The 24,884-nt window shown below is 63.0% G+C and carries 20 protein-coding genes and 1 pseudogene; 16 read left to right on the top strand and 5 right to left on the bottom strand.

What is annotated here, in order from left to right; translation table 11 throughout:
• Positions 1-22 precede the first annotated feature (22 nt).
• The 4 genes from OGR47_RS21230 to OGR47_RS21215 all read left to right on the top strand — a co-directional run bounded on the left by OGR47_RS21230 (position 23) and on the right by OGR47_RS21215 (position 3,416).
• On the top strand, positions 23-835 hold the full coding sequence (locus OGR47_RS21230; RefSeq protein ID WP_216697983.1) for an IS5 family transposase: 813 nt from the start codon (positions 23-25) through the stop codon (positions 833-835).
• A gap of 60 nt (positions 836-895) precedes the next feature.
• Positions 896-1,639 (top strand): SDR family NAD(P)-dependent oxidoreductase, encoded by a 744-nt coding sequence (locus OGR47_RS21225; RefSeq protein ID WP_165056213.1) that lies wholly within the window; start codon positions 896-898, stop codon positions 1,637-1,639.
• A 692-nt stretch (positions 1,640-2,331) separates the two neighbouring features.
• Positions 2,332-3,054, top strand: coding sequence for a hypothetical protein (locus tag OGR47_RS21220; protein ID WP_216697982.1), 723 nt, complete (start codon positions 2,332-2,334; stop codon positions 3,052-3,054).
• A 173-nt stretch (positions 3,055-3,227) separates the two neighbouring features.
• Complete coding sequence (locus OGR47_RS21215; protein WP_246729899.1) at positions 3,228-3,416, top strand: recombinase family protein; 189 nt, start codon at positions 3,228-3,230, stop codon at positions 3,414-3,416.
• Between the two features lie 590 nt (positions 3,417-4,006).
• Here OGR47_RS21215 and OGR47_RS21210 read toward each other — a convergent pair.
• Positions 4,007-4,348, bottom strand: a complete 342-nt coding sequence (locus OGR47_RS21210) for a hypothetical protein (protein WP_165056209.1) — start codon at positions 4,346-4,348, stop codon at positions 4,007-4,009.
• 137 nt (positions 4,349-4,485) lie between these two features.
• Positions 4,486-5,148 carry a hypothetical protein gene (locus tag OGR47_RS21205; protein ID WP_165056207.1) on the bottom strand — a complete coding sequence of 221 codons (663 nt, stop codon included), beginning with the start codon at positions 5,146-5,148 and terminating at the stop codon, positions 4,486-4,488.
• Positions 5,149-5,702: 554 nt separating this feature from the next.
• On the opposite strand from OGR47_RS21205, the gene repA reads away from it, so the two are divergent.
• The 3 genes from repA to repC all read left to right on the top strand — a co-directional run bounded on the left by repA (position 5,703) and on the right by repC (position 9,561).
• On the top strand, positions 5,703-6,959 hold the full coding sequence (gene repA / locus OGR47_RS21200) for a plasmid partitioning protein RepA (protein ID WP_165056205.1): 1,257 nt from the start codon (positions 5,703-5,705) through the stop codon (positions 6,957-6,959).
• Between the two features lie 2 nt (positions 6,960-6,961).
• The gene (gene repB, locus OGR47_RS21195) at positions 6,962-7,975 is read left to right on the top strand and encodes a plasmid partitioning protein RepB (protein ID WP_165056202.1); all 1,014 of its coding nucleotides are present in this window, start codon (positions 6,962-6,964) and stop codon (positions 7,973-7,975) included.
• A 221-nt stretch (positions 7,976-8,196) separates the two neighbouring features.
• Positions 8,197-9,561 (top strand): plasmid replication protein RepC, encoded by a 1,365-nt coding sequence (gene repC / locus OGR47_RS21190; protein WP_165056200.1) that lies wholly within the window; start codon positions 8,197-8,199, stop codon positions 9,559-9,561.
• Between the two features lie 135 nt (positions 9,562-9,696).
• Here repC and OGR47_RS21185 read toward each other — a convergent pair whose 3' ends face one another.
• Positions 9,697-10,815, bottom strand: a complete 1,119-nt coding sequence (locus tag OGR47_RS21185) for a tyrosine-type recombinase/integrase (protein WP_165056215.1) — start codon at positions 10,813-10,815, stop codon at positions 9,697-9,699.
• A gap of 138 nt (positions 10,816-10,953) precedes the next feature.
• Between OGR47_RS21185 and OGR47_RS21180 the strand changes: the two genes are divergently transcribed.
• The 9 genes from OGR47_RS21180 to OGR47_RS21140 all read left to right on the top strand — a co-directional run bounded on the left by OGR47_RS21180 (position 10,954) and on the right by OGR47_RS21140 (position 23,012).
• Positions 10,954-12,570 carry a Mu transposase C-terminal domain-containing protein gene (locus OGR47_RS21180; protein WP_216697981.1) on the top strand — a complete coding sequence of 539 codons (1,617 nt, stop codon included), beginning with the start codon at positions 10,954-10,956 and terminating at the stop codon, positions 12,568-12,570.
• Positions 12,563-13,444: a TniB family NTP-binding protein gene (locus OGR47_RS21175; protein WP_216697980.1), complete on the top strand. Its 882-nt coding sequence runs from the start codon at positions 12,563-12,565 to the stop codon at positions 13,442-13,444. Before OGR47_RS21180 ends, OGR47_RS21175 begins: the two co-directional genes overlap by 8 nt.
• The gene (locus OGR47_RS21170; RefSeq protein ID WP_216697979.1) at positions 13,441-14,493 is read left to right on the top strand and encodes a TniQ family protein; all 1,053 of its coding nucleotides are present in this window, start codon (positions 13,441-13,443) and stop codon (positions 14,491-14,493) included. The genes OGR47_RS21175 and OGR47_RS21170 overlap by 4 nt, the downstream gene beginning before the upstream one ends.
• 490 nt (positions 14,494-14,983) lie before the next feature.
• Positions 14,984-16,627, top strand: a complete 1,644-nt coding sequence (locus OGR47_RS21165; protein WP_165050410.1) for a Mu transposase C-terminal domain-containing protein — start codon at positions 14,984-14,986, stop codon at positions 16,625-16,627.
• Entirely contained in the window at positions 16,624-17,568 is a 945-nt protein-coding gene (locus OGR47_RS21160) for a TniB family NTP-binding protein (RefSeq protein ID WP_246729613.1), read from the top strand. The genes OGR47_RS21165 and OGR47_RS21160 overlap by 4 nt, the downstream gene beginning before the upstream one ends.
• Entirely contained in the window at positions 17,565-18,485 is a 921-nt protein-coding gene (locus OGR47_RS21155; protein WP_256367622.1) for a TniQ family protein, read from the top strand. Before OGR47_RS21160 ends, OGR47_RS21155 begins: the two co-directional genes overlap by 4 nt.
• A gap of 660 nt (positions 18,486-19,145) precedes the next feature.
• Positions 19,146-20,222 (top strand): DUF1403 family protein, encoded by a 1,077-nt coding sequence (locus OGR47_RS21150; protein WP_165050619.1) that lies wholly within the window; start codon positions 19,146-19,148, stop codon positions 20,220-20,222.
• A complete protein-coding gene (scpB, locus tag OGR47_RS21145) occupies positions 20,219-20,926 on the top strand; it encodes an SMC-Scp complex subunit ScpB (RefSeq protein ID WP_165050621.1) in 708 nt (235 codons plus the stop codon). Before OGR47_RS21150 ends, scpB begins: the two co-directional genes overlap by 4 nt.
• A gap of 124 nt (positions 20,927-21,050) precedes the next feature.
• Positions 21,051-23,012 carry an acetoacetate--CoA ligase gene (locus OGR47_RS21140; RefSeq protein WP_165050623.1) on the top strand — a complete coding sequence of 654 codons (1,962 nt, stop codon included), beginning with the start codon at positions 21,051-21,053 and terminating at the stop codon, positions 23,010-23,012.
• Between the two features lie 357 nt (positions 23,013-23,369).
• Here the strand turns inward: OGR47_RS21140 and OGR47_RS21135 are convergent, their stop codons facing one another.
• Both OGR47_RS21135 and OGR47_RS21130 read right to left on the bottom strand, forming a co-directional pair.
• A complete protein-coding gene (locus tag OGR47_RS21135; RefSeq protein WP_256445935.1) occupies positions 23,370-23,897 on the bottom strand; it encodes a transposase in 528 nt (175 codons plus the stop codon).
• Between the two features lie 402 nt (positions 23,898-24,299).
• Positions 24,300-24,884: pseudogene (locus OGR47_RS21130) on the bottom strand (ISL3 family transposase); the annotation flags it as partial.

Here is a 24,884-nt window from a genome sequence, read left to right as displayed (position 1 = left end):
TTGATTGTCTTAATGGAATCGGATGTCTCCGATTCGCAAACCGTATCCGTCTGATGTCAGCGACGAAGAATGGTCGCTGGTTGCGCCGTATCTGACGCTGATGGACGAGGGCGCTCCGCAACGTCAGCATTTGCTTCGTGAGCTTTTCAACGGCCTGCGCTACGTTCTGCGTTACGGCATAGCATGGCGCGCCATGCCCAACGATCTGCCGCCTTGGTCCGCAGTGTATCAGCAATCGCAGCGCTGGCTGGCGGCGGGCGTGTTCGAAGAGCTTGCGCAGGACCTGCGCGCCTTGTTGCGCGTCGCCTCCGGTCGCGCCGAGGAGCCAACCGCGGCGATCATCGACAGCCGCACGCTGCGCTCGACGCCGGAAAGCGGTCCACGGGCCGGCTATGACGGCGCCAAGCGCAAGCGCGGCTCCAAGCTGCACATGGCGGTCGACACGCTGGGGCACTTGCTGGCGCTGCACGTTACGCCGGCGAATGTCGACGACCGCGCCGAGGTCGGCAAGCTCGCCGCCGCTGTGCAGGACGCCACCGGCGAGAGCGTCGAGCTTATTTATGTCGATCAAGGTTATACCGGCGAGAAAGCCGCCGAGGCGGCCAAAGCGCAGGGCGTCGAACTCTGCGTGGTCAAACTCTCCGAAGCGAAAAAAGGCTTCGTGCTGTTGCCCAAACGCTGGGTTGTCGAACGATCCTTCGCTTGGGCGACCCGATGCAGGCGGCTGGTCAAAGACTACGAACGCTACGCCGACACACTCGCTGGCCTCCACGTCGTCGCTTTCGCCTGCCTCATGCTCAAACGCGCAGCCGACTTCATAATACAGAGTGCATAACACCCTCTAGGCGACGAATTTTCGAAATTCACCAATCTCGGTAATGAAGGACTACGTCTTATGCAACATTCCTCCCCCGTCGCACTCGTGACGGGCTCCACCTCCGGCATCGGCGCCGCCATCGCGCGTAGATTATCCGGCGAGGGATTTTCGGTTGTTTTGCATTCGCGTAGCTCGGTCGAGACAGGGCACGCATTAGCCGTCGAACTTGGGTCCGCATCGTATGTGCAAGCCGACCTGGCTCTGGATGCCGACAGGACGAGGCTCGTGCGGGAGGCTGTTTCTCTCTGGGGACGTCTCGACGTTTTGGTCAACAATGCCGGCATCAGTCGTATCATCCCGCATGCGGACCTCGCCGCAGCGACACCAGCGGTTTGGCAGGAACTGCACGAGGTCAACGTAGTAGCTCCCTTCCGATTGGTGGCTGAGGCAGAATCGGCGCTACGAGAAGCAGCTCGGCGTGGAAAGTCTGGTTGCGTTGTTAATATCAGCTCCCATGCTGGCATCCGGCCCAAAGGCGCGTCGATTCCGTACGCCGCGACGAAAGCCGCGTTAAACCACGTAACGCGATTGCTTGCTCTGTCGCTCGCGCCGGATATCCGAGTAAATGCCGTTGCTCCCGGCTTGGTGAACACGCCTCTGACGGCCGACTGGACGGATGCGCAACAGATCTGGCGGGAGTGCGCACCAATGGGCCGGGCAGCCAGCCCGGAGGATATAGCCCAAGCCGTTGCGATGCTCGTCGCCTCGGATTACCTTACAGGTGAAATCTTGCTATCGGATGGCGGCCTCAACCTAACATGACTGTAGTCGATTGTGGCAGTTGGTAGGATTGCTCGTTCGGTTTCATGGCTGGACAGCCTGGAAAAATCCGATTCAGGCGTCGGATTTTCGCGGTCCATGCGTAGACCGGTTTCGCGGTTCATTGGTGGACCGAGGTCGCTGGGGCTCGAAGAATCAACGACCGGAACTCTCGGGCGCAGCGCAGCCGGGCCCTGAATTCCGCAGTCGATTATGTTTATATCCTCTCAGAATTTGCATCTCTATTCGAGGAGTTTGAGACTCTCGGCGCACTCGCCTTCCTCACATTTTCCACAGACGTAAATGGTCTGAGAGAAGCTCAGAAAGGGGACGATTTTGGTAGGAATTTCGTGTGGTGTCCGATCGGGCGTTTTGCATGGGATAGCAATGTTAGGGATCGAATCTTGGAAAAATGGCGAAATCCCGAGTATATCAAACCTATTCTGAACGCTGGATTTGCCCGGGGAGACCAAGCCTTTTTTGACCTCGCTTTGGAAAACATCTGCCGAATCTGCGGCAGATTTGAATGGATGTAGAGAATGGCTCGGTCTTCTAAGCGCATTTTATCGCCTACAGGCGAGCAACCGGCTCGGTTAACCCCCACCCCGGAGACATTACGCGCGTTGTACCTTCGCTCTGGGAACCTGTGCGCCATGAAGGGCTGTGGCAATGTGATCATCGATAATGCGGGGACTATGATCGGACACATTTGCCACATCGAGGCAGCGAAGCCGGATGGAGCTAGATTTAACGCAAGTATGACGAACGAACAGCGGCGGGCACAAGACAACCTTATGCTTCTTTGCGCCAGTCATCATGCCGCAGTCGACGGCAATCCCTCAACGTACACAATCACCAAACTGAAAAAAATAAAGGCCGAGCACGAAGGCAGGTTCTCCGAGATCGAGGGAACCCTGAAACGCTGGTTCGAGTCGGAATACGTAGACAACACTACGCTCATTCAGGCCACAAAACCCAAATCGCTGCGTCGCCTGAAAGCCTATTTTGATGAAGAAAAAGTCGAGTTTACAGACAAGCACGCAACCAAGGCTCTTGTGGAGATCGGCAAGTACTTACGCTTGGCAAGCGTAGTTCCACAGCGCGAGCGAGAATTGATAAAACTGATATTCCAGCGCGCGAAGCGTCTGAAATTCAGTGAACATGGCCAAGTTATCGTGGATGCCGATGACTTCATCAGTGCGTTTGGATACTCTCTCACGCGATTGAAGCGTCAGGCAAAAATGCTCGAAGACTATGGTGTTGGATCGCTTCAGCCGGAAGACGACGGCCGCGCTTCCCTGAGACTGAGCGACCCTTCGAACTATGTGAGATGGACTGACCTGGACGGTTTTTGTGAGAAGGAAGGCTTGTCGATTGATGCCTTTTTGCTGAGGCTCGATTTCGCTCAACTCGATTAGCGCCTTTGGCCTTCCCGACCAAGATGCCCTCGGCCCGAATGTTCAACAAACGACCGTTTTCCGAACATTCGGACCGGAAGCCTCGGCAGAGGGCAAAAGCCCCGGTTGAGTGTTCGGAAACCCGTCCGGAATTCTATTGTCCGGAATACCCCGTATGATACGTTTCCCCAACAATGCTTCTCGGATACGCCCGCGTCTCGACAACTGACCAGGACCTGGCCTTGCAGCTCGACGCGCTCAAGGTCGCCGTGTGCGAGTGCATTTTTGAAGAGAAGGCATCTGGGGCGAAGGAAGACCGGCCCGAACTGGCCCGCCTGTTCGACCACGCCCGGTGCTGGTGGTGTCGAAGGGCGACCGCCTAGCCCGGTCGCTCAAGCAGCTCGTCCTAGCGCTGGAGGACTTGGGGGCGAGGCGTCGGGTTCCGCTGCCTCGCCCCGGCGATCGACACCACCACCCCCGAGGGCCGGTTGCTCTATTTCTATCACTGGGGCCTTTGCAGAGTTTGAGCGCGCGATCATCCAGCAGCGCACCCGCGCCGCAGGCCGCTTTGGCGCGTGGCCGGAAGGGGGCAGGCACAAGGCGCTGTCCGACGATAACCCGGTGAAAGCGCGCGCCATGCTGCGCGGCCCGATGATTTCCGTGGCGTCGGTCGCCAAAGGTGCTCGGCGTCGGCCGCAGCACCCTTCTAAACTCATCTTCCCGAGGCCCGCAGGCGGGCGTAGGAGGACGCATGAGTGCTGCTGTCCTCGCCGGATCGACCCCACCGGAATATGGCTCGGTTCTATCGGCTAGACGTGCAGCCGGACCTGTTCGGCGGCTGGAGCTTCATTTGGGGATTGAGGCCGCATCGGGCGGCCGGGCCAGGTGTGCAGCACCCCCTACCCTTCACCGGCCGAGGCCCTTGCCGCCCTGGAGCGCCAGCGGCGGGCGAGGAACGACGGGGCTACAGAAACTAGCATCGCGCCCGACTGTTTTCGGCGGACTGCTCCCGAGGAGGGTTTGCTAGCCTTTCCATCGCACGTTCAAAGTTGCCCTTCACGATCGTCACGCCATTGTGCCCGCAATCAATGCTGAACACGACACGCTGGACCAAATCCTCGTCTTCCCGCAAGTCCGCTGCGATTGTCCGACTGAAGAACTGGCGCACCGTGTCGTCGGGCTCGTTCGCCAGCTGATCGTTGAGAAATTTTTCTATGCGCGCGGCGACTCGGTTGTAGTCGGCACTCTTCCGTAGGCGGTTTGGGTTCGCGCCACGATACGGATCGAACGAAACCCGGACGGGATAGCTCTTCAACGCGGCCTCCGATGAAAAATTAGGAATCAGAATTGGAGTAAGCCGATTTGAACTGCTGTTAGACTAAGGTCTATCTCGGCATCCATGCGGCGGCCTCTCGTTCTCACGTGAGTATAGGGTTCTAGGTGCGCCAGACGTTATCCGCTGGAGACACCGTATGTGAATGAGGCTAAGAGCCGCCAAAAAGATAGCCCGCTTTTAATCCTAGCCCTTTCAATTCCCCAATACTCGGTGATTTTCTCATAGCTCATGTTTGCAATGCTCGTTGCGAAATTGCGCAGAGCAGCCGCCAAAAAAATGAAGTTTGAGCGCATCCAGCTCCGTCTTCCGACGTAGGTGGAAATCCCCGAAAAGCAGCGGTCCCGCCGTGAACATAAAGCCGTTTCGCGGGGAGTTTGCCCCACGGCATGGATGGATAGATCGACGATCTTGTAGCGACTGCGCTTCAGGCCATCGCTGACCACCAGCTCACTGTCTTCGAGCACGTCCAGCCCTGCAGATGTCTTGGTGCGACTCAAATACGTGGCCTGCATCAACTCGTCGGTCAGTGCGGCGGCACCCTCCAAATCAGCATGATGGCTAATGACCATCAGCATCATCAGGGCAGCCGCGTTGTTCGGACCCTTCCCTTTCTCCCAGCGGAAGCTCTTGAGGCCGCCGTTCTCAATCCACCCGGTTGGGAGGCGCGACCACGACTTAAATGCCATCAGCGCTCCGCCTTGCTCTCTTTGACGATCGAGCAAGCCGCAGCTTTCCACGATTCGTGCGCCCGTCCTCGCAACTAAGGTCAGGTGCTTCACGGAAAGGCGCTGGAAGGGCCTCTGGGACGTCTCGCGTGCCTGAGACTCCGCTCGGGGCAGCGCGATGGCCGGCTGCGACGTCTTTCGAGAACCGCCTCGCGCTGCCTGTCGGCGCGTTCACGAGCGCGTCCAGGTCCCTCACCAGCTCGTCGAGCTTGCCGTGCCGCTGGGCACGGCGAAGAGATCTGATGATCTCGCGCCAAAGCGCCTTCTGGTTTGGGAGCCGTGAGGATGCGCGCAATCGTTGGAGCGCCACCCTCGTCTCGAATTCCTGCCTGTCGAACACCTGTGCTCGACCTGGGCGGGTGACAAATCGGGCCGGTCGCGTCATGGTCTTTCAATGATCGCGGGCATCGGGAGATCCGTGCCGACTATGCTCGAACGATGGGATCCTGGTGCGGCGGGTCTCGAAAAGCGGCACGCCCTCTATGGGGTGTGCCGCTATTTGTTGGGAGCTCCCAACCGCGCTGGGGACCTCAATAGTTAATGTGTGTTAACCAAAAATCGCTTGCGCGAATCGATATTTCTGACACCTTAACGAAGTCTCGCCGAGTATGGCGCATCTTCCGTTAGCCGAAGAGCTTTCCGTGAATTTAGCTTCTCTCCGTTCTGAATCTCATACTTCGTCAATTGATGAAACGATTGGCGAACACGCCGAGCTGCTCAGCGAACAGTTGCAGGCGATGAGTGAAGCGCTGTTCCCGCCGGCATCCAAAAAGGAGCTGAGGAAGTTTACGTCGGGAGAAGCGGCGCGGCTCATCGGAGTATCTGATTCTCGCTTGCGTCAGCTCTCATTGGCCGGGGAGGGGCCGCAGCCCGCACTTTCACCCGGTGGCCGGCGTCATTACACCCTTTCGCAAATAAATGCTCTGCGCCAAATGCTGGCCCAGGCTGCCAAAGGACGAAACGAAAGTCGCGTCTATCTCCCGTCGCGAAGCGCGGCGGAGCGCTTGCAAGTTCTCGCCGTCACCAATTTCAAAGGAGGGTCAGGCAAGACCACCACGGCAGCGCATCTCGCGCAATATCTTGCATTGCGCGGCTATCGAGTTCTCGCTGTGGATCTTGATCCGCAAGCCAGCCTTTCCGCGCTTTTCGGTATCCTGCCTGAAGTGCATGTGCGCGCGAATGAAACGCTGTACGCCGCTATTCGCTACGACGATGAAATTCGCGCCCTCAGCGCGATCACAAAGACCACGTATTTCGACGGGCTAGATATTGTGCCGGGAAATCTCGAACTCATGGAGTTCGAGCATGAGACGCCAAAGGCGCTCTTGTCGGGGTCGGCGCAGCCGGGGGAAATGTTTTTTTCGAGAATTGCCCGCGCTCTCGATGATGTCTCAGACCGCTATGATGTTGTGGTAATGGATTGCCCGCCACAGCTCGGCTATCTCACCTTAAGCGCTCTGTGCGCGGCCACCAGTGTGCTCGTCACAATTCATCCGCAGATGCTGGATGTGGCGTCAATGAGCCAATTTTTGCTGATGACGCACGATCTTCTTTCCGTGGTGCGGGAGGCAGGCGGCAGGCTCGATTATGACTTCTTTCGTTATCTCGTGACGCGCTACGAGCCGCAGGACGCCCCTCAGACGAAGGTCGTGGCGCTCTTGCGCAATCTCTTCGGGGACCACGTGATGACAAATCCCATGGTTAAGTCCGCGGCAATTTCGGACGCCGGGCTGACCAAACAGACGCTTTACGAAATCGGGCGAGAGAGTCTCACGCGATCCACATATGATCGCGCTCTAGAGGCACTCGATGCCGTCAATGGCGAGATCGAACAACTGATGCGACAGGCTTGGGGGCGGAGCTGACCATGAGCAGGAAGGATACGGTCGAGGCGCTTTTCACAGGCCGGTTGGGAGCTCCCAACGCTCCCTCTCCCGTCGAGCGGGCTGAACGCGTGCGAACAGGGGCGATCTCCGCTATGGGCGCCTCGCTGGCTCAGTTCAGCGAAAACGCGAAGACCGTCGCTCGCCTTCAAGATCAAATTTCTTCCGGCGATCGGGTCTTGGAAATCGATCCAGCCGACGTCGACGCGTCGTTGGTTTCTGATCGTCTAATGATCGAAGTCGACCCCACTTTCGAGGCGCTCGTTGTCAGCATGGCGGAAAGTGGGCAACAGGTGCCCATTCTCGTTCGCCCCCATCCTACCGAAGCTGGGCGTTACCAGGCGGCGTACGGGCACCGCCGGCTGCGAGCTGCATCTCGACTGAAAATCAAGGTTCAAGCAGTTGTTCGCCCCTTGAGTGACGCCGACCTTGTCGTCGCTCAAGGTAAGGAGAATTTGGAGCGGCGCGATCTATCCTTCATCGAACGCGCCTGGTTCGCTCGACGACTGGAAGATCGGGGCTTTGATCGATCCGTAGTCATAACGGCGTTGTCCTGCGACAAAGCTGACGTAAGCAGATACGTGGCGATGGCGCGCGCGATCCCCGAGATCATCGCCATATCGATCGGCCCAGCTCCTAAAGCCGGAAGGGCGCGTTGGGCGGAGTTGGCGGAGAAGCTTCAGCACGCCGACGCGGTCGCAACCGCGGAAGCCGTGATTCGGCAAACCGAATTCTTGTCTTTGGACAGCGACCAGCGTTTTGCGAGCCTCTTGGAGGCCTTAAGACCTTCGGTTGAGCACAAGAAGACTCAGGAAATGTGGGTCGCCAAAGATGGCCGCAAGGTTGCGCGTGTCCAAAGGGGTGCCGAGCGGGTCGTATTAGCCTTCGATGAGAAGGTCGCTCCCGCATTTGGAGATTACGTGCTCCGTCAACTCGACGCTCTTTTGGCCGCCTATGAAGGCTCAACGGAGACGGGAGCTCGTGATTCGAAGCGGTAGCCTCCCCAAAAGGGCTCACTTCGCGTAAGCGTCGATAAGTGTGATGCGTTCCGAACCTAATCCAAAGGAGCATACGCGCAAAAGAAAAGGCCCCCGAAACGTTTCCGCCCGGAAGCCTCTCCAAAGTTCGCACCTTAAGAGAATCACTTCCGCAAATCGCTGTCAAGAGTCGGCGCCGTTTCGGCGAGCGGATTTCTTTTGCCTGAATGAGGCAAAAGGTCATGCAGTCACACACAACGACGCCCTTTGGGCGGCGAACACTGTCGCTTGCCATGGTGGCGCACCAGGCGGCGACGAGGGAATTCGTGTCTCGGGCGGACGCGTCAGAAACCGTCGTCCATAAATGGCGACTGTTTCGCGCCCTCACCGAAGCCAAAGCAGCGCTCGGCGTCACCGACCGCGCGCTTTCGGTGCTGCATGCGCTCTTGAGTTTCCATCAGGAGACGGCGCTGACGCTACCCAAAAGCGACACAAAGGCCGAAGGGAAGGGCGATGATGGGCCGTCTCCCGGCCTTGTCGTGTTCCCCTCCAACAAGGAACTTTCGATCCGCGCCCATGGGATGGCGCCGGCGACTCTGCGGCGGCATCTGGCGTCGCTGGTCGAGGCCGGCCTGATCATCCGGCGCGACTCGCCGAACGGCAAACGCTTTGCGCGACGCGGAGAGGGCGGTGAGATCGACGAGGCCTACGGCTTCGACCTGACGCCGCTTGTCGCGCGCGCGCAAGAGATCGAAAATCTCGCCGAAGAGGTGCGCGCCGAGAACCGCGCCATCGCCTTGCTGCGCGAGAAAATCACGATCATCCGGCGCGACATTGTCAAAATGATCGAAACGGGGATGGAGGAGGGGGTAGCCGTTCTCGCGATCGATTGCGACGGCGTCCAAATCCGGGATTGGGTGGGGCTCCACAAGCGTTATTTCACGCTGTCTAGCCGCTACGCGCGCAATCTCTCGCGCGCCGATCTTGCGACTTTGGCGGGAGATCTTTCCGCGTTTGCGGCGGAAATCCAGAAGGCGCTGGAAACACACATGAATGGCCAACAAAAGAGCGGCAATGAGTCTCAGACTGAGCGCCACATACAGAATCAAACCACAAACATTTCTGACCTTGAACCTAGCCTTCAGGAAGGCAGGGTCGAAGCGCCCGGGCCAATGATAGACGAAGCGGAACCCGACAGGGCAGGGGCTGCGGGAGGAGAACCGCTAGATCCCAAATTGCGGGATCGCCGCGCCGCTGCGCCACGAGCGTATCCCCTCGGATTGGTGCTGCAAGCCTGTCCCGACATTGTCGATTACGGCAAGGGTGGCGAAATGTCCTGCTGGCGGGATTTGATCGACGCGGCGGCGATCGTTCGATCAGCCTTGGGCGTTTCGCCAGACGCCTGGAGCCAAGCGCTCGACGTCTTGGGCGAGCATGACGCCTCGATTGTCATCGCCGCCATCCTGCAGCGGGGGGACGAAATCAAATCCGCCGGCGGCTATTTGCGCGTTCTGACCGCCAAGGCGCGGGCAGGGGAGTTTTCGCTCGGGCCTGTGCTGATGGCGCTGCTGCGCGGCAAGGCGCGCGAGCGGAGAAGGGCGGGGTGATGGTGGACGAGGTTGCGCCTGGGGGGTGCCTACAGCGACAAAGACGTAGCCGCCTCCTGCACGCTCGTCGCGCCGACTAAACTTTGGCGGCTGCCATCAGGAAACGTTTCGGCGTGCTGAATTGGCCCGCGTCGCTCACAGCCCGGCGGCCTTGGTGAGATTGATCTTGAAGCGATCGCGCTTGCGCTGGTAGCGCCGGGTCATTTCGGGGGAGGCGTGGCCGAGGTGTTTTTGCACATGCGCCTCCTCGATTTTCGCGGAGGAGGCGAGGCCGGCGCGCAAGGAATGGCCTGAGAAGGCCAGGCGGCGCTCGCCCTCGGGGAGATCGCCGCGCAGGCCTGCGGCAAGCGCCGTCTTTTGCACGAGCCGCGCGACATGTTTGTCGGTCAGCCGCTCCGGCGCGACGCCGCCGTTCTTGCGGGCGACGGGACGAAACACCGGCCCGTGACTGATCCGTCCGAGCCGCAGCCAGGTCTCCAGCATGGCGACCGGGCAGGTGACGGGGGAGGAGCCGCGGCCGATTTCGACCTCGCGCCAGCCGGTCTTGCCGTTGAGGGTGAGCAGCAGGCCGCCGTCGCCGGAGGCTTCTGGAGCGCCCGCCGCGCGCGTTTCCTTGGCGCCGGTCGCAGGGCGGAAAACCTCGATCCAGCCGGTCCCGTCTTCGCTCTGGCCGGCGCCGCAATCGAGTCCGACGATTTCCGAGCGGCGCAGGCCGCCGGCGAAGCCAATGGCGAGAATGGCTTTGTCGCGCAGGCCGCGCAGGTCGTTGGGGAGCGTCGCCAGCATGGCGAGCAGCTCCTCGGCGAAGATCGCTTCTTTCTGGACCGGCGGGCGGCCATGGGCGCGGCGAATGCCGGCGAGCACCGTCGCGATATGCCGATCCGAGGCGTCGAGCGGCGCGCCGAGCTGGCGATAGCGCCAACAGACGCCCGAGAGCCGGCGCTCGAGCGACGTGACGCTCAACGGCGCGCGGCCGGGCGACGCTTCCATGCAGGCGGCGAGATAGAGCCCGACGGTTTGCGGGTCCGGGGGCAGGGGATCGAGCCCCTGGCGGCGCAGCCAGGAGGCGAAGTGCCGCCAATCGGCGTCATAGGCGCGCTGGGTATTTTCCGAGCGGGCGGCGCGGGCGTAATCGCGGGCTTTTTCCGAAAGCGCGGCGAGATGCGGCGCGGCGGCCCGCTCGGCGAGCGGCGCGCCGCCGTGGTGGTCGGCATCCGGAATGTCGTCGTTCTTGGCCTGTCGGATTGTCGGAATTTCTGGGACTCCCGGTCATTGGAATCTTTGGACTTTGCTGTTGCATAATTTCGGGATTGATTCACAATTTTCGGGACTGGCGTCGAGTTTGATTCGTAATTTGTGGAACCAGATTGCTGCGAGACAGCAAGGCGGTCCATGGATATTGGCGACATCGACCCGAACGAATGGGCGGCGGCGCAACGGCGGGCGGAGGTTCTCTCCAAGCTGCCGGAGCGGCCTTCGGGCGAGCAAATCCGCGACGCCATGGCGACGCTCGGGGTCGGCCGGACGACGTTATTTCGGTGGTTGAAGCGGTTTCGGGAGAGCGCTCGAACCAGCGCGTTGGCGCCGCGCCGTCGTGGCCCCCACTCGGGGATGCGTCCGCTGGCGCCTGATGTTCTCGCGGTTGTCGAGACGCATTTCCGGGAGTTTTACGCGACGCGGCGGCGTCCCACGTTGACGCGGTTCTGGGCCGAGGTCGCCGCCGATTGTCGACGCCAGGGATTCCCGGTTCCGTCCATTCGCCGTCTGCGTCGCTGGCTCGATCGCCAGGACGAGGCCGAACTGCTCCGACAGCGGGAAGGCAAGGGCAAGTCGGAGCCGGTTTTTCTGGCGACGCCGGGAACGCTGGAGGCGACCGCGCCACTGGCGATCGTGCAGATGGATCACACCAAGGTGGATGTGACCGTCGTGGACCCCATCACGCGGCTTCCCATTGGCCGGCCGACGCTGACGCTGGCGATCGACGTCGCCACGCGGATGGCGATGGGCTTCCATCTGTCGCTCGATCCGCCCTCGCTGGCGGCGGTCGCGCTGTGTCTGACCCATGCGGTGATGGACAAGACGAGTTGGCTGGCGGCGCGCGGGATCGAGGCGGAGTGGCCGGCGCGGGGAATCCCCCGCATCATCCATGTCGACAATGGCGCCGAATTCCATGCGCTGGCTTTTGAGCGCGCCTGCGCCGAACACGGCGTGGACCTCGTTTATCGGCCGCCGGGAACGCCTCGTTTCGGCGGCCACATCGAGCGGCTGATCGGGACGATGATGGGGGCGGTCCATCTCATTCCCGGGTCGCATTTTTCCAACATCCGCGAACGCGGCGATCTCGATCCGGAGCGGCAGGCGGTGATGACCTTGCGCGAGCTCGAGACCTATTTCGCCCTTGAAATTGTTGGGGCTTATCAAGCGCGGATCCACAAGGCGCTCGGGGCGCCGCCGGCGGCGGTCTGGCGGGCTCGCATCGGTGAGGTCGCGGTGCGCATGCCCAGCGACGTCAGGCGGTTCCTGATCGATTTCCTTCCCGCCGAGCAGCGCGTTTTGCAGCGCGACGGCCTGCATCTCCATCACATCCGCTACTGGTCGGACGAGCTGCGCTGGCACATGGGGAGAGGCGCGGAAAAACTTACGGTGAAATACGATCCACGCGACCTCTCGGTGGTCTTCGTGCGGGTGGGGGAGGGGTATCTCGAAGCGCGCCCGGCCGATCGAACGCGGCCTTCCATCGCGCTGTGGGAGCAACGGGCGGCATTGCGGGCGCTGCGCGAGGCGGGTCGCCGGGCGGTCGACGAGGAACTGATCTTCTCGACGATCCTCGCTCAGCGCGCCCTGGTGGACGAGGCGGTGCGCACCACCAAGGCGATGCGGCGCGATGCGGCGCGGCGGCCCAGATCGTCGGCGCCGAAGACAATCGAGGCGCCGCAGGCCGCCGAGCCGCGGGCGGCGGACCCGCCGCTGGTCCTGCCCTATTTCGAGGTGGAGGAGTGGGATGACTGAGGATTTTGAGCATTTGTTCGCTTCGAGCCGTCCGATCGCGGCCTTGAGTTCGGACGAGCGCCTCCGCCGGATTCGCGCGGACCGGTGGATCAACTACCCGCGGGCGCAGCAGGCGCTGACGATGCTCGAGGACCTCATCTCGTTTCCGCGGCGGGCCCGCATGCCCAATCTGCTGATTGTCGGCGAATCCGGCATGGGCAAGACGATGATCGTCGAAAAGTTCGCGCGCGATCACCCCGCTTATTTCGACCCCGTCAACGGGCTCAAGCGCATGCCGGTCGTGCTCGTCCAGATGGTCTCGGGGCCGGATGAAGCGCGCTTTTACAAGCGGCTCCTGGCGGCAATCGGCGCGCCGGAGCCGTCCCGGCCGACGCTGGGCGCGCTGGAGAATGTGGCGCTACGCGTGCTGGAGCAGGCGCAACCAGGCATGCTGGTCATCGACGAGGTCCATAGCCTGCAGGCGGGCACGGTGCGCGAGCAGGCGCGGTTCCTGAACATGTTGCGGTTTCTGGGCAACGAGCTGCGCATTCCGCTCGTCTGCGTCGGCACCCAGCAAGCCCGCAATTCACTCAGGACGGACGAACAACTCGTGCGCCGCTTCGAGGCCATCGCGCTCCCTCCCTGGCGGAACGACCAGGATTTCGCGGCATTGATCGGAAGTTTGCAGCGCACTCTGCCGTTGCGCCGGGAAAGCGAGATCGGCGAGCGGGCGCTCAAGAGCATCCTCGAGACGACGGGTGGCGTCACGGCCGCGATCTTCTCGTTGATGACGCGGCTGGCCGTCGCCGCCATCGTGAGCGGCGAGGAGCGGATCATGGGATCCGATTTCGAGGACGCTAAGACGGCCTCGTCGCTCTTGGGAGAGGCAGTTTGACCACAGAGGCGCTCGCCTCGCTTCTCCCTGTCGCGCCGCGACCGGCGGCCGAGGAGCGCCTGTCGTCATGGTTGTCCCGGGTTGCGGGGATTTACGGCATGTCGGCGAATGCGCTCCTCGCCCATTTCGGGCTCACGGAAGTCTCGGCGCTGACGCTGGAGCAGGGCCTGTCGGCGGGGCAGGGGGCCTTGATCGCGGCGCGCGCCGGGCTGAGCGCGCAAACGATCGACGGCATGACATTCGCCGCCCTGGCGCCGCACGCCCGTTGCCTGATCGCGCCGAGCGCCAGATATTTCTGCCCGAGCTGCGCCAAGAGCCCCGCGATCGGCCGCAAGGCCGCGGCGCTGCCCTGGACGTTTTGGTGTTCCGTGCACGGCGTCCGGCTGTGGGGGCGCGACAAGCGGCCGATGCAGAGCTTTCTTCCCGAAAGCGTTCTCGAACGCCTCGATCCGCCCGCCAGGCGCGGCGCCGCCCGGTTGGCGGCCTGGGCCGAGGATCGCGACGCCATCGGCGAGACGGGCGCGCCGACGGTTTCGGATCTGCTGCGATTCCTGACCGCCTCCTATCGTCGCCCGTCGCCGCCGTCCCTGGCGGAGCAGCCGCTGCTCTCGCTGGAGGCGCGCCGCGCCAACCATGCCTTTTTGACCCGGCCGATCGCCCGACAGGCCCTGCTTGTCGTGGCGCCGGAATACGACCGCTTCGCGCCCGTGCTCGCCAAGCCGGTTCGCCCTGGGCTGGCCGCCCTCGCAGGCGGCTCGCTGCTGCAGAACTACGCTTTGGCGGTCGGCGTGGCGCGCCTGACCGAAAACCCCGTCGAGCACGCCGCGGCGGCGCTGGCGGCGGCCGACGCCGAGGGGGAAACAAGCCTACGCCGAGTTTTGGGGGCGTGGCCCTGGACGACGCGCCGGCGCATCGAGGCCCATTTGCGATGTCTCACGGACTCCAAGTCGGTCGCCAAAACGCATCGGGTTGGGGCCCATTGCGGCCCAGTTCCACAAATTATGCTCGAATCCCACAAATTTCGGGTCTTTTCGTCCCATAAATTGTGAATCGGAATCCCTAAATTATGCGCGCTCCCGCCGCGTTGAGCGTCGAATCCCACAAATTCCGGCATTCCGACAGTCGGCATCCGGAATGTCGTCGTTCTTGGCCATCGCGTCCTCGTTTTGGCGCCCTTTTGGGGCGTTAGGCGTGGTTTGGGGCGTTAAAATCCGACGCCTAGGCGGGGTTGCAGAGAGCCAAAATCGCTCCGAGCGCCCATGTCGCTCCGGCTTTTTTAGCGGACTGGACGCCATTGATATTGCTGGAATCTGGTTCCGGCATAATGAGGGGACTCCGGCCTGATCTGCGGAAAATTTCGGTTTGATTGGCGGACGGCCGCAGCGTTTCTCATCGATGTCGCTCCCAAGGGCCTCTGCCGCTTGCGGCGAACGCAAGCACATGAAAATGCGGCGAATCAGGCGAATCATGATAGATTGGTTTCGGTCTTTTTCGCGGATTTTTCAGGCTTGATCGCCGGACGACGCGGGGGAGCGCCTCGTGACAAGGATCGACAAGCTCGACGTCGATGACGAACGCTGGCGCGAGGCCTCGGTGCGCGCCGCGGTGATCCGTCCGCTGATCGCGCAGGACACTGTCCATCCGCAAGCAATCCGCGACGCCTGTCGGGAGCTCGGCGTCAGAAAAACGCGGCTTTATGAGCTGATCGAACGGTTCCGCGCCTCGCCCGTCGTCAGCTCGCTCGTGGCCGGGCGGCGCGGTCCGAAGAAAGGATCCAGCCGGCTTACGCTGGAACAAGACCAGCTCATCGACGGCGCAATCAAGGAATTCTATCGCACGCGGCAGAAGCCGAGCGTCAACGCGCTGCGCCGGCGTTTGCGTCAGTTATGCCAGCAGCGCGGCATGCGCCCGCCGTCGTGGGACGCGATCAAAGCTCGGGTCGCGCGTACGGACGAGCGCTTGCTCGTGCAAGACCGGGAGGGATCGCAGGCTGCTCGCGCGCGCTTTGCGCCGGTCGTTGGCGAATACCATGCGAGCCATGCGCTCGAAGTCGTGCAAATCGATCACACCAAGGTTGATGTGTTCGTGGTCGATTCCGTGCATCGCGAACCGATCGGGCGGCCGTGGCTGACCCTGGCGATCGATGTCGCCAGCCGCATGGTGGCGGGGTTTTACGTCTCGCTCGAAGCGCCGTCGTCGACATCTGTGGCGTTGGCCATCCAGCATCTCGTTTTGCCGAAGGAGCCCTGGCTGGCGCGGCTGGGCATCGCCGCGGAATGGCCGGTCGCCGGGCTTCCCGATGCGCTGCATCTCGACAACGCCAAGGAGTTCAAGGCGCGCGCGCTCGCGCGCGGTTGCGAGGAGCATGGCGTTCGATTGATTTATCGTCCGGTGGCGCGGCCGCACTACGGCGGCCATATCGAGCGGCTGATCGGTACGATGATGGGTGCGGCGCATCTGCTGCCGGGCACGACATTTTCGAATGTGGCCGATCTCGGCGACTACGACTCCGCCAAGCAGGCCGTGATGACTCTCGACGAGCTGGAGCGATGGCTGGCGCTGGAAGTGGTCCGGTATCACAGCGAGTCGCACGCTGCATTGAAGCAGCCGCCGGTCGCGGCGTGGCGCGAGGCTTTGGCCGCCCGGCCGGCGCCGCCGTCGCATCCCAAAGATCCGGCGGAGTTTCTTCTCGATTTCTTGCCGTTCAAGGAGCGCAAGATTCGGCGTGACGGCGTGCGCTTGTTCGACCTGCGTTATTGGGACGACGTTCTGAGTCCCTGGGCAGGGCGGCTGCGGCGCCGGCTCAGGATCAAATATGATCCGCGCGATCTCTCGAAAGTTTTCGTCGAGGATCCCGACGGCGGCCACTGGCCGGTGCGTATCGCTGATCTTAGCCGCCCGCGCATCACGCTGGCGGAGCACCGACAAGCGCAAGCCGTGCTGAGGGCGCGTGGGCGATCGCTCGTCGACGAGCGTCTGATTTTCGAAACCGTCGAGCAGCAGCGCGCTCTGGAGGCGGCGGCCGCCACGGCCACCCGCTCGGCGCGCCGTCAAACCGAGCGGCGCGAGCGCGCCCTGGCGGCGTCGACGGAGGCGCTGGGATCGGCGACGGCGATGGCGGCGCTCAAGGACGGTGAAGACTACGCCGATTTGCGTCCCTTGAAGGTGGAGGAATGGTCGTGACCAAGATCACGAGCGATGCCGGGGCCGCGGATTACGGCCATATCTTGCCGGCCTACCGGGCGCACGCGGCCGAGTGCGACGCCGCGCGCATCGCGTGGATCCGGTCCGATCGATGGATTGCGACGGCGCGAGCCGAAGAGGCGCTGTCACGGCTCGAGGATCTTTTGACCTATCCGCCGCGCGACCGCATGCCCTGCCTGCTGATTTACGGCGACACTGGCATGGGCAAGACCAAGATCCTGCGCAAGTTTCTCAGGGACCACCCGCCGCGCTTCGACGGCAGGACCGGGGTGACTTCCGCGCCGATCGCGGCGATGCAGATGCCGGCGGAACCGCTCGAGAGCGACTTTTACAGCGAGCTGTTGACCGCGCTGCAGGCGCCGGCGCCGATCGAAGCGCGAACGCACCGGCTCAAGGAAACCTGTCGCGCGCTCATGAAAAGCCTCGGCGTTCGGATGCTCGTCATCGACGAGGTGCACGCCTTGCTCGCAGGCACGTTTCGGCAGCAGAGGATTTTTCTCAACGCCCTTCGGTTCCTGGCAAACGATCTGAGGGCGCCGCTGGTCTGCGCCGGGACGGATCTCGCCTGCCAGGCGCTTTTGACTGACCCGCAGCTCGCCGAGCGCTTCGAGGCCTTCCATCTCGACCGCTGGAAGAACGATCGCCGCTTGGCGGAGCTTTTGATCAGCTTGGCGGGCGTGCTTCCGCTGCGCCGGCCGTCGGCGCTGCAAACGGCCGAGATGAGGCGGCGCGTCCTCGAACTGACCGACGGCGTGACGGTCCGCATCTTTCGGCTCGTCGAAAGCGCGGCGATTGCGGCGATCCGGTCGGGGGAGGAGCGGATCACGGCGCAAAGTTTCCTCGCCCCCGACCTCGCGCCGCCGTTGGCGGCGATGAGTCGGAACATGGATGCGCGGCTCGCACGCGCGGCGGCCCGGTGAGCCGTCGCTTGCCGATTGCGCCGCGCCCCCATGACGATGAACTGTTGTCGTCGTGGCAGGGGCGGGTCGCTTGCCGCTATGGCGTGGACCGGGAGGCCCTCGGCCTTTCGCTCGGCCTTCCTGCAGCGCTCGCCGCGCCGAGGGGCTTCGCCGCCGCCGACTACGCGCCCGACCTCGGGGTCGCCGCCGCGTGGGCGCAGGCTTGCCGGCTGGACCCGGCGCGGATCGAAAGCTTGGCGCTGAAGCGCCGACGCGAGCAGGATCGCTATGTGTGGGCCCATGAGGCAGGGGGCGCCTTCGTCGGATTTCCAGCGTGTCCAGCCTGTCTCGACGAGGATGCGAAGGCGGGCCGCGACCACTATCTGCGACGCCCTTGGCTTCGGGTGGAAGCGCTGCTGTGCGCTCGACACGAGCTCTTTCTCGTCGAGGACTGCGCGTGGTGTGGCGCGCGCGGCTTTGGTTTCGTGCTGCTGGACGGCGCGGCGCGCCTCGCCTGCCGGCGCTGCGGGGCGGTCGTCCACCACGCATCCCTAGAGGGCGGGGAGCCGTCGCCCAGGGAAAAGGCGGTCCTCGCCGCGCTTGGCGCGACGCCGCCGGATGACGACGCCATGGCGACGGCGCGTCTCTTGTGGTCGCTGCCGCGTCCCGGCATGGCGCGGCGACCGCTCCTTTTTGGGATGGTCGGCCATCCACGATCCACGCGCGGCATGGCCCGGGATCGCGCCGCGCCGCTTTCGACCGCAAGCCTCGACTGGCGCATGGCGACCTGGATCGGCGTGGCGCAGCTGCTGGATCGCGCCGGCGCGCGCGAGGTCTTTGGCCCCCCGAGGTTCGCGCTCGATCAGCTGAAAGCCTGGACGCGATCCCGGCCGCCTGCACAGCCCCGGGCGCGGATGGGGCTGCGTCCGGCGGCGTGACGATCGATCGCCGGGGGTTCTCGGGCGCGCCCCGGCGCGGGGCAGTCCGCCAATTAAGCCGGAAGGCGGCGCGAAAATCCGACGCCTGTGTCGGACGGTCACAATTTCTGGGACTGGGGCTCATTGAAAACAGACGACTTTCCTGTTGCACAATTTCGGGATTGATTCGTAATTTCTGGGACTGGCGGCGAATTTGAGTCGTAATTTGTGGAACCAGATTGCAGTCAGGGCGCCAGGGGATCGCTGAATCAGGAGCCGCCCGCCAAATTCGCCTTTGCACCTGAAAACCAGGGAACGGCTGCGGCCCAGTCCCACAAATTATGCTCGAATCCCACAAATTTCGGGGCTTCTCGTCCCATGAATTGTGAATCGGAATCCCGAAATTTTGCGCGCTCCCGCCGCGTCGCGCGCCGAATCCCACAAATTCCGGCATTCCGACACACGAAGCCGGTCCGCTGTTGAAGCGCGAAAATCTGACGCCTGAATTCGATTTTTTCGGGCTGTCCACTCATGAAGCGCGAACAAAAATCTGGCGTTGCAGCGCCTCCCGAATCGCGTCCGATAAGGTAAGGTTATCGGACGTAAATACGACAAGACAAGCGCGGCGGACATGCGCGAAAAATCCGTGACAAAGCGCCGCCGTCGTTTAGGATTTTACCCATGACGCTTGTCGATTCGGACCCGACGCCCGACGTGATCTCAGCCACGCCATCCGGCCCCAAGCGGGCGCGCCGCGCCGCCGCCCCAGCGGCCGTGAAGCATCGGCAAATTCAACCGCTTCCGCGCTGGGCGCGCCCTCAGAAAACGGAGCGGGACGCGGCGGCCTTTGTCGCCGGCGCGGGGCTCGCCTTCTTTGACCAAATCCTGCGCGGCGGCGCGTGCGGCGCCGATGTTTCGAGCGCCGCACAAGACCCCGCCGAGCCGGTCTATGCCGGCTGCCTGCGCCAGCGCCTCGCGCTCCGCGCCGCCGAATCTTGCGCGACGCTCTGCCGGCTGCGCGAGGACGCGGGGGCCTTGCGCGACGCCGAACATCTCGCCGGGGGCAGTGAGACCAGCCCGGCGGGGCGCATCCACCGGCTGTTCCGGCTCCTTGCGGGGCGCCCCGCGCGCTTTGAGGCGGCGACGCTCGCGGCCGCCCTGTCGCTTCTCGGCCTGTCCGCGTCGCTCGATGTCGGCTCGGGCGCCAAAGCCTTGCAAAGTTGCGTGGCCGATGCGCCGGATCCGCTCGCCGTGGCGGCCCGCGCCAGCGCGGTCGCCATGAAACTTTGCGCCGCAGGGTCAGCGCTCGACGCTGAAATCTTCGCGCTGTGGATCGCCGATCTCGCCCTCGCGAACCGTCTCGACTGGTCGCGGCCGGTTCCCTTACTCGCCGTCGCGATTCTGCATCCATCGCTGCGCCGTGGACTAAATGGCAAACGACCGCGGCCGTCGGACGAGGATTGGCTCGACGCGGTCGCTGTCGCCTATGGCCTCGCCGTGGCGGAGGCGCATGCCCTCGCCGCCGATCTGGCGCGGCGCACCGAAAAGCTCACGACGGTCGCACCATCCTTGCGGGCGCGCGGCGCGGGTCGGGTCGTCGACATGGTGCTTGCCGACGACGGCGTCACGCCCGCCGCCGCCGCGGCCCGCGTCGGCATGTCGGATCGCGCCGCGCGGCGTCTCTTCGATCGCCTCGTCGCGCTCGGCGCGGTGCGTGAGCTCACCGGGCGCGAGACCTTCAGGATCTACGGGCTATGAGCCGCCGCGTATCCCGCTTCGATCGCGCCCTTTCCGACCTGCCCGAGGGGATGCGCTGGCGGGAGTGGATGGGGCGCGTCGAGGCGGCGATCTTCGCCTCGCCTCAACCCGTCCCCCGCGAGACGCTCGCCCACCTCGTCGGCGACGCCTGCCGGCTCGACGAGCTTCTCGCCGACATCGCCACCGAGCTCAAGGCGCGCCCTTACGAGATTGTCTTCGTCGCCGGAGGCTTTCAGTTCCGCACGCGCCCGCGCCACGCCGAGGCGCTGCGGTCGCTCAACGAGACGAAAGACGCCGGCCCGCCCGCTTTCACCAGGCTCGAAATGCTGGCGCTCTCGGCCATCGCCTATCAGCAGCCGGTCACCCGCGCCGAACTCTCGCGCCTCGCCGGCCGCGACATCAGCCGCGACGTCCTCGGCCGGTTGAAGAGCTGTGGCGTCATCTCGCCCGGTCCGCGCGCCCCGGAGCCCGGCGCGCCGATCGCCTGGGTGACGACGCCGCGTTTCCTAGAAGCCTTCGCGCTCGGCAGCCTGCGGGATCTCCCGGATCTCGACGCGCTCGACGCGCTCGACGCCGCGGGCGTCTTGGGGCGAGACATTGACGTCGAGGTCGAAGGCGCGCTCGACGAGGCGCTCGGGCTCATGGAGGAGGGGGGCGTGGAGGCGGACGATACAGCGCTCGACGAAACGGAAGCCGAGGCGTGATCCAGCGACAGGCGGACTATAGGCGCGAGCCTGATTTTTGATCCGCCCATCCAAATTTTAAGGCTACTGGCCGGGCGCAACTGCAATAAGATTCTCTTTGCATCGCCGATCGAGAGAGCCTCGCATGCAGCTTTGGCAGCCGGATAAGAACCGCCAGCAGAACTCCAATCTGACACGCTTTTGCCGCGCCGCGCCGGCGACGTCGCGTTTTACCGCGAAATTCGACTACGAGGCTCTGCACCGCTGGAGCATTGAAAACAGCGAGGCGTTCTGGAGCCAGGTCTGGGACTTCTGCGGCGTGGTTGGTGAGAAGGGAAACACGATCCTCGTCGACGGGGACAAAATGCCAGGTGCGCAATGGTTCCCGCAGGCGCGGATCAATTTCGCGGAAAACCTGCTGCGACCGCGCCCTGAGGACGAGGTCTCGCTGATCTTCTGGGGCGAGGACCGGATGCGAAAGTCGCTGCGCTTTGGCGAACTGATAAAGTCGGTCGCGGCGCTCGCCGCCTTTTTTCGCACTTGCGGCGTCGCGAGGGGCGACCATATCGGCGCCTATGTTCACAACGGGCCGGAAGCGATCATCGGCATGCTCGCCGCCGCGAGCCTGGGCGCCGTCTGGTCGTCCTGCGCGCCGGAATTCGGGGTCGAGAGCGTCGTCGATCGTTTCGAGCAGATCGATCCCCTGCTGCTGATCGCCACCGACGGCTACATCTACAAGGGCAAAGAAATCGACCGTTCGGCTGCGATTCGCGAGATTAAAGCGAGGTTGTCGAGCGTCAAGACGACGCTCGTGATCCCCTACCTCTCCGAGGCGCCCGACCTCGATGGGCTTGACGAGGCGCTGTCATGGCCCGACGCGCTCGCCACACAGGCGGGCGCCGAACTTACGTTCGAGCCGCTGCCGTTCAATCATCCGCTCTATGTCATGTTCTCCTCGGGGACGACCGGCGCGCCGAAGTGCATCCTGCATGGCGCTGGCGGAACCCTGCTCCAGCATCTCAAGGAGCATCAGCTTCAATGCGACGTCCGGGTCGGCGACCGCTTTTTCTATGCGACAACGACCGGCTGGATGATGTGGAACTGGCTGGCGAGCGCGCTCGCCAGCAAGGTGACGCTGCTGCTGTACGATGGTTTCTTCAATGCCGGCGAGAGGGGCGCGATCCTGCTTGATTACGCGCAGCAGGAACGCGCGACGTTTTTCGGCGCGTCGGCGGGCTATCTCAAGGCGATCGAAAGGAACGGCTTGAAGCCGCGCGAGAGCCACGATCTGGGCGCGATGCGCGTTATCGCGTCAACCGGCTCGCCGCTGCCGCCGGACAGTTTCGATTACGTTTATCGCGACGTGAAGGCCGACGTTCAACTCGCCTCGATCAGCGGCGGCACCGACATCATTTCTTGTTTCGTCGGCGGGAATCCATGGAGCCCCGTCTATCGTGGCGAGATTCAGTCGGCGGGTCTCGGCATGGCCGTCGAAATATGGAACGAGGACGGCCAGCGCGTGATCGGCGAGGAGGGCGAACTCGTCTGCACGCGCTCCTTCCCGTCGATGCCGCTGCGCTTCCTCAACGATCCGGATGGGGGCAAATATCTCAACGCCTATTTCGCACGTTATCCGAACATCTGGCTGCATGGCGATTTCGCAACGGAAACCCTTCACGGGGGCTTTCACATCCACGGCCGTTCCGACGCCACGCTCAATCCGCAGGGCGTGCGCATCGGCACGGCGGACATTTACAATATCGTCGAAGCGCTGGACTCCGTGCAGGAGGCGCTCGCCGTCGATCAGCAATGGGAGGGCGGCACGCGGATCGTTCTGTTCGTGAAAACCAGCCCCGGCCGTCATCTCGACTCAGCGCTCGCCGGTCAGATTCGCAAGGCGCTTTTCGACAAGGCGTCGCCGCGCCACGTCCCTTCCATCATCATCGAAGCGCCCGAGCTGCCGCGCACGCGATCGGGAAAACTCGTGGAGCTCGCGGTACGCGATCTCATCCACGGGCGCCCGGTTAAAAATCGGACGGCGCTCTCCAATCCAGAATGTCTCGATTTCTTCATTGATCATCCGGAGCTCAAACCGCCCCGGGCGTGACGGCCGGGGCAGCGCATCATGAACGCACTAGCCTGGCGAGTTTCCGATAGAGTGCATCGCAGCTCCGGCGGAGAAAGCGGCTTCGGCAAAGAAGGCTGCCCCCAAGAAGGCCGCTCGCGTTCCGGCAGCGCCGGGCGCCATTCGTCCATTCAGAGAAACGTTGAGCAAGTCCGTTTCGGTAAAATTTATCGCCGAACAGAACGAGCTGCCCCGTAAGACTGCCGTTGCGGTGTCGGGAGCCATCTTGGCTTGAGAATATACGATTCTGGAATCGGAAAAGCCACGATACGCGAGAATATAGGGCTTTAATATTCTCACGTTTCATGGGTCTGCCTCACTTTTCGTGCTCGCCAAACGCTACAGCGGTATCATACGCGCTCGCAGCAGTTCGGCGCTTGCGCGACCATACATGGCGCGCTTGAGCGTTTTCAATCTATTGATTTGTCCCTCGGTTTGACCATTGCTCCAAGGCTCCGCCACCGCATTGCGGACCGCTTGGATGTCGCTCCGTAATGTACGCGCAAAGCGTTGCATTGCGTAAATTCCTGATCGCTGAGCGTCGTCGAGCCAATTGTCGAGTCGCTTTACATCTTTGCTACGAAGAACGCCCCGAAATCGCATCGCCAGCGCGCGCATGGCGACAAAATCTGGTGAGGCGTTCTTCAGGGCGGCGACCTTAACAGCTTGTCGCGCCGTCAGCATTCCGCGCGGCTTTATGCAAAGCGCCGCGCCAACGATCGGCGAAATCGCCCAACCCGTCGCGGGATCAATCGCGCGGAGTGGAAGCGCTGTCGTAATCACAGGTGAAACTGTCGGCGCGGGATTCGCGATTGGCGCGAGCGCCGCGTGCTTCGCGCCTCTCCATTTTCCTAACAGGCGCTCCATATTGGAGCGGCTGCCCTGATAGCCTCGCTGCTGAATTTCCTCGAAGAGTTGCCTGCCGCCCCTGACTCCTTTCGCCCAACGGTCCGCGAGATAATCCCGAAAATATCGCGGCGATGTTGGCGTTGGCGCGCGCTCGCGGCGTTCAGGCATTTTGCTCGCGTGCACCCACTTCCTGACGGTGCGCCAATTTACGCCTATCTCCAGGGCGATACCACGAATGTTCCTTCCCTCAGCCTTCAGAATCTGCGCCTTTTCAAACATCGCCTGTCGCGAACGTTCATGCGCACGCCGCCTGAGATGGCGGTCCTCCGCGATCACTTGACGCCCCGGCGTGGTGCAGGAAATCAAGCCAGCGTCTTCGCCCTCAGCTCTGGGCAAGGAGGGACACGCCAAGCCCTTGTCAGAGCGGCTCAATTGGTGCTCAATCCGCTCGCGCAAATTCTGCAGTAGATGAAACCGATCAGCGACCTGGCGCGCTTCTGGCGCGCCTTGGCGTGTTCCCTGCGCATAAAGTCCGCAGCGATCCCGGCTGACGACCTCTACATTCGGATGCCGGCGCAGCCAGTCCGCCGTTTCTTCCGCCGAGCGTCCGGGCAGGACGTCGACAACCTCACGTCGCTCCAGATCTACCATCACGGTTCCGTAGCTCTCTCCCTTCCGCCAGCTCCAATCGTCGATGCCCAACACACGAACATCGTTGGTCTTGCGGGTCGCGCCGCGCTTCAACTGCCGCAGAAGGGTGTCGTCGCTCGCCGGCATGCCGAGACGGTTTATCAGCCGCTCGCTCGGCTTACCTCCGGCGCCATGGGCAAATAGTTGAAGAAGGCGGCCAACGCGTAATGTCCGACGCGCATGTCGGACGGCGAGCCCGGGAAGCTGATCAGAAAATGTCTTTCGCGCGCACGACCCTTCCAGACAACGCCAACGCGTCATCAAGACTCTCAATGCGACGATCGCGCCTTGCACCGGCAGGTCCTGTAAACTGCG

Source organism: Methylocystis sp. MJC1 (assembly GCF_026427715.1).
In the GTDB taxonomy this organism is placed as follows: Bacteria; Pseudomonadota; Alphaproteobacteria; order Rhizobiales; family Beijerinckiaceae; genus Methylocystis.
The sequence above is the reverse complement of the archived record's forward strand: the minus strand, read 5'-3'. Positions and strand labels throughout refer to the sequence as shown.

Coding starts and splice junctions, on each gene's coding strand:
- OGR47_RS21215 (WP_246729899.1), top strand. CDS start 3,228: ATGCTTCTCGGATACGCCCGCGTCTCGACAACTGACCAGGACCTGGCC.
- OGR47_RS21220 (WP_216697982.1), top strand. CDS start 2,332: ATGATCGGACACATTTGCCACATCGAGGCAGCGAAGCCGGATGGAGCT.
- OGR47_RS21230 (WP_216697983.1), top strand. CDS start 23: ATGTCTCCGATTCGCAAACCGTATCCGTCTGATGTCAGCGACGAAGAA.
- repA (WP_165056205.1), top strand. CDS start 5,703: ATGGCGCATCTTCCGTTAGCCGAAGAGCTTTCCGTGAATTTAGCTTCT.
- scpB (WP_165050621.1), top strand. CDS start 20,219: ATGAGCCGCCGCGTATCCCGCTTCGATCGCGCCCTTTCCGACCTGCCC.
- repC (WP_165056200.1), top strand. CDS start 8,197: ATGCAGTCACACACAACGACGCCCTTTGGGCGGCGAACACTGTCGCTT.
- OGR47_RS21175 (WP_216697980.1), top strand. CDS start 12,563: ATGACTGAGGATTTTGAGCATTTGTTCGCTTCGAGCCGTCCGATCGCG.
- OGR47_RS21140 (WP_165050623.1), top strand. CDS start 21,051: ATGCAGCTTTGGCAGCCGGATAAGAACCGCCAGCAGAACTCCAATCTG.
- OGR47_RS21150 (WP_165050619.1), top strand. CDS start 19,146: ATGACGCTTGTCGATTCGGACCCGACGCCCGACGTGATCTCAGCCACG.
- repB (WP_165056202.1), top strand. CDS start 6,962: ATGAGCAGGAAGGATACGGTCGAGGCGCTTTTCACAGGCCGGTTGGGA.
- OGR47_RS21225 (WP_165056213.1), top strand. CDS start 896: ATGCAACATTCCTCCCCCGTCGCACTCGTGACGGGCTCCACCTCCGGC.
- OGR47_RS21180 (WP_216697981.1), top strand. CDS start 10,954: ATGGATATTGGCGACATCGACCCGAACGAATGGGCGGCGGCGCAACGG.
- OGR47_RS21135 (WP_256445935.1), bottom strand. CDS start 23,897: ATGGAGCGCCTGTTAGGAAAATGGAGAGGCGCGAAGCACGCGGCGCTC.